At 77.3% G+C, this 3,074-nt stretch carries 2 protein-coding genes; both read right to left on the bottom strand.

Annotation, left to right across the window (positions count from 1 at the left end):
* Positions 1-1,529, bottom strand: a 1,529-nt coding sequence (locus tag ACLIYP_RS29980) for a DUF5682 family protein (protein ID WP_412716225.1), incomplete at its 3' end; no start/stop codon positions are given.
* Between the two features lie 2 nt (positions 1,530-1,531).
* Positions 1,532-2,632, bottom strand: coding sequence for an ATP-binding protein (locus ACLIYP_RS29975; protein WP_412716224.1), 1,101 nt, complete (start codon positions 2,630-2,632; stop codon positions 1,532-1,534).
* Between the last annotated feature and the right edge of the window lie 442 nt (positions 2,633-3,074).

Raw genomic sequence — 3,074 nt, 5'->3', positions numbered from 1 at the left:
GCCTCGGCGATCCGCACCGACAGCTCCGGCCGCCAGCACAGCCGCCAGGTCTCGCGGAAGGTGCCCGTGCCGCCGGTGCGGGTGCGCACCGGCTCGCCCCAGTCGACGCCGAGCAGCCGCAGCCGGTGCAGCAGCCTGCTGCGCGCCGCGGCGTTCGCCTCGCGCAGGTCGAGGCCGAGTTCGCGCTCGCGCGCCTCGGGCCTGAGGCGCAGCGACCTCTGCAGGCGGGCGAGGTCGCGCTGGAGCGGAACGGCGGGGGCGTCCGGCGGCACCGTGCCGAGGGCGTCCCCGACGACCAGCCGGTCGTGTACGAGGGCGAGCGGCAGGTCCGAGCCGTCGCACATCACGGCCCGCACCGCGTCGACCGTCTCGCCGAGCCCCGGAAACGGGCGCCCGCGCAGGGCCGCCAGGGCGCCGGCGAGCCGTACCGCCTCGATGACGTGCGCCGGGGAGACCGGGAAGGCCGGTGACGCCGATGACGCGGTGCGGCCCCCCTCGCGCAGCAGCCGGGCGGCCTCGGCCATCCAGCGCTCCACGGGCCGGTCGGGCGCGGCGAACAGATGGCCGTACCAGCCCGGCGAGGTGATGCCGGCGCCGTAGCCGCTGCGCCGTGCCAGCCGCTCGTTGGTCCACGGCACCCAGGTGATCTCCACCCTCGTCTTCGGCAGACCCCTGAGGAGCCGCCGGTCGGCGGTGGCGGTCGTCCGCGCGGTGAGGGCCGGTACGTGCCAGGCGCCGCAGACCACGGCGACCCGGTCGTCGCCGAACTCCCCGCGCGCCTCCCGCAGCCGCAGCCGCATGTGGGCCTCGCGCACCGCGTCGCGCCGCCGGCCCGCGCCGTCGGACGCCGTGCCGGGCGGGATGCCCGGTGGGGCGCCGGGCGCGGTGCCGGAGGTGCCCTCGTGCGCCTCGCGCAGCGCGGTCATGGCGTCGGCCAGGGCGGCGAAGGGCGCGTACGGGTCGGCGGGGCGGCCCCCGGCGGTACGGGCCTGCGTGCCGCGGTGCTCGACGACGTCCTCCCACCAGCGCTCGGGATCGTCGTGGCCGGCCGTCTCGGCGAGCACCCGCAGCGGGTCGGGGTGCGGTTCCCCGGCCTCCTCCTCTTCCCGCCCTTCCTCCCGGGCGCCGCCCGCCGCATCCGGGGCCAGCGTGTGGGCCGCGGGCAGGTCGAAGAACCGCACCGGCACCCCGTGATCCAGTGCCCAGCGGATGGCGACCCACTCCGGGGAGAACGCGGCCAGCGGCCAGAACACGGCACGGCCCGGATCGTCCACCGCGTGCGCCAGCAGCGCGACCGGCGGGCGCATCTCCCGGTGCGCCGCGAGGCCCACCACCGCGTCGGCCTCCGGCGGCCCCTCCACCAGCAGCACCGCCGGCCTGTGGGCCTCCAGCGCCGCCAGGACGGCCCGTGCCGAGCCGGGGCCGTGGTGGCGCACGCCCATCAGCAGCGGCCCCGGCGGCGGCGCGGCCGCCGCCGGGGTGCCGGCGGCGGCCTCGGCGGTGGTGCCCGCGGCGGCCGCGCCGCGCACGCTCACGCGCCCGCCTCGCGGCAGGCCCGGTAGAAGTCCTTCCAGCCCTCCCTCTCCCGGACGACCGCCTCCAGGTACTCCTGCCACACCACCCGGTCGGCGGCCGGGTCGCGGACGACCGCGCCGAGGACGCCGGCGGCCACGTCGTCCGCGCGCAGCACCCCGTCGCCGAAGTGGGCGGCCAGGGCCAGTCCTCCGGTGACCACCGAGATGGCCTCGGCGGTCGACAGGGTGCCCGAGGGCGACTTGACCCTGGTGCGGCCGTCGAGGGTGACGCCGTCGCGCAGCTCGCGGAAGACGGTGACCACCCGCCGGATCTCGTCGGCGCCGTCGGGGACGCCCGGCAGGTCCAGGGAGCGGCCGATCTGCTCCACGCGCCGGGCCACGATGTCCACCTCCTCCTCGGGCGTCCCCGGCAGCGGCAGGACGACGGTGTTGAAACGGCGGCGCAGCGCGCTGGACAGCTCGTTGACGCCCCTGTCGCGGTCGTTGGCCGTGGCGATCAGGTTGAAGCCGCGGACGGCCTGGACCTCCTCGCCCAGCTCCGGTACCGGCAGCGTCTTCTCCGACAGGATCGTGATCAGGGTGTCCTGCACATCGGCCGGGATGCGGGTCAGCTCCTCGATCCGCGCGACCGCGCCGCCGGACATGGCCCGCATGACGGGGCTGGGCACCAGGGCACCGCGGCTGGGCCCCTCGGCCAGCAGCCGCGCGTAGTTCCAGCCGTAGCGGACCGCCTCCTCGGCGGTGCCCGCCGTGCCCTGGACCAGCAGTGTGGAGTCGCCGCTGACGGCCGCCGCCAGATGCTCCGACACCCAGGTCTTGGCGGTGCCGGGCACCCCGAGCAGCAGCAGGGCCCGGTCGGTGGCCAGCGTGGCGACGGCCACCTCCACGATCCGGCGCGGGCCGACGTACTTGGGGCTGACGACCGTGCCGTCCGGCAGGGTGCCGCCGAGCAGGTAGGTGGCGACGGCCCACGGCGACAGCCTCCACCGCTCCGGGCGCGGCCGGTCGTCCGCCGCGGCCAGGGCGTCCAGCTCCCCGGCGAATGCCTCCTCGGCGTGGGGCCGCAGAGCGGCCGGTGCGCTGGTGGTGGCGGTCACGTTTCCCCCTCGCAGGCGGCTTTCGCGTGTCGGTCCCACGATGCACGGGGCCACTGACAATCCCCGCGGCGATCCCGTGGCCGCCCTTCCCACCTGCGCGGACACCGTTCGGAGGGGGATTGTCAGTGGGGGCTCGTACGGTCGTTCGCATGGTTCACCGCACAGAGAGCGAGCTTGTGTTTCCGGTCGGTGAGAGCTGCGGCATCGGTGGCGACGACAACCACGCGTCCGTAAGGGGAGAGCGAGGGGCACATGAGCACAGGGGGATCGCGGCGGCCTGCGGAGCGGCGTCAGGCGCCGGCGCCTGACGCCGGGTGCACGGGAGCGGGGGCCGGCCGGCCGGGTGCCGGCCGGTCCGGAGGGGCCGGGGGGCCCGGAGGGACCGGGGAGCCCGGAGGAGCCGGGGGGAGGGAGGCCGCCGCCCGCGCCGGGGAGCGGGCGG

This window comes from Streptomyces nanhaiensis (assembly GCF_046614825.1).
GTDB lineage: Bacteria > Actinomycetota > Actinomycetes > Streptomycetales > Streptomycetaceae > Streptomyces > Streptomyces radiopugnans.
This window is presented reverse-complemented; position numbering and strand designations above follow the sequence as displayed.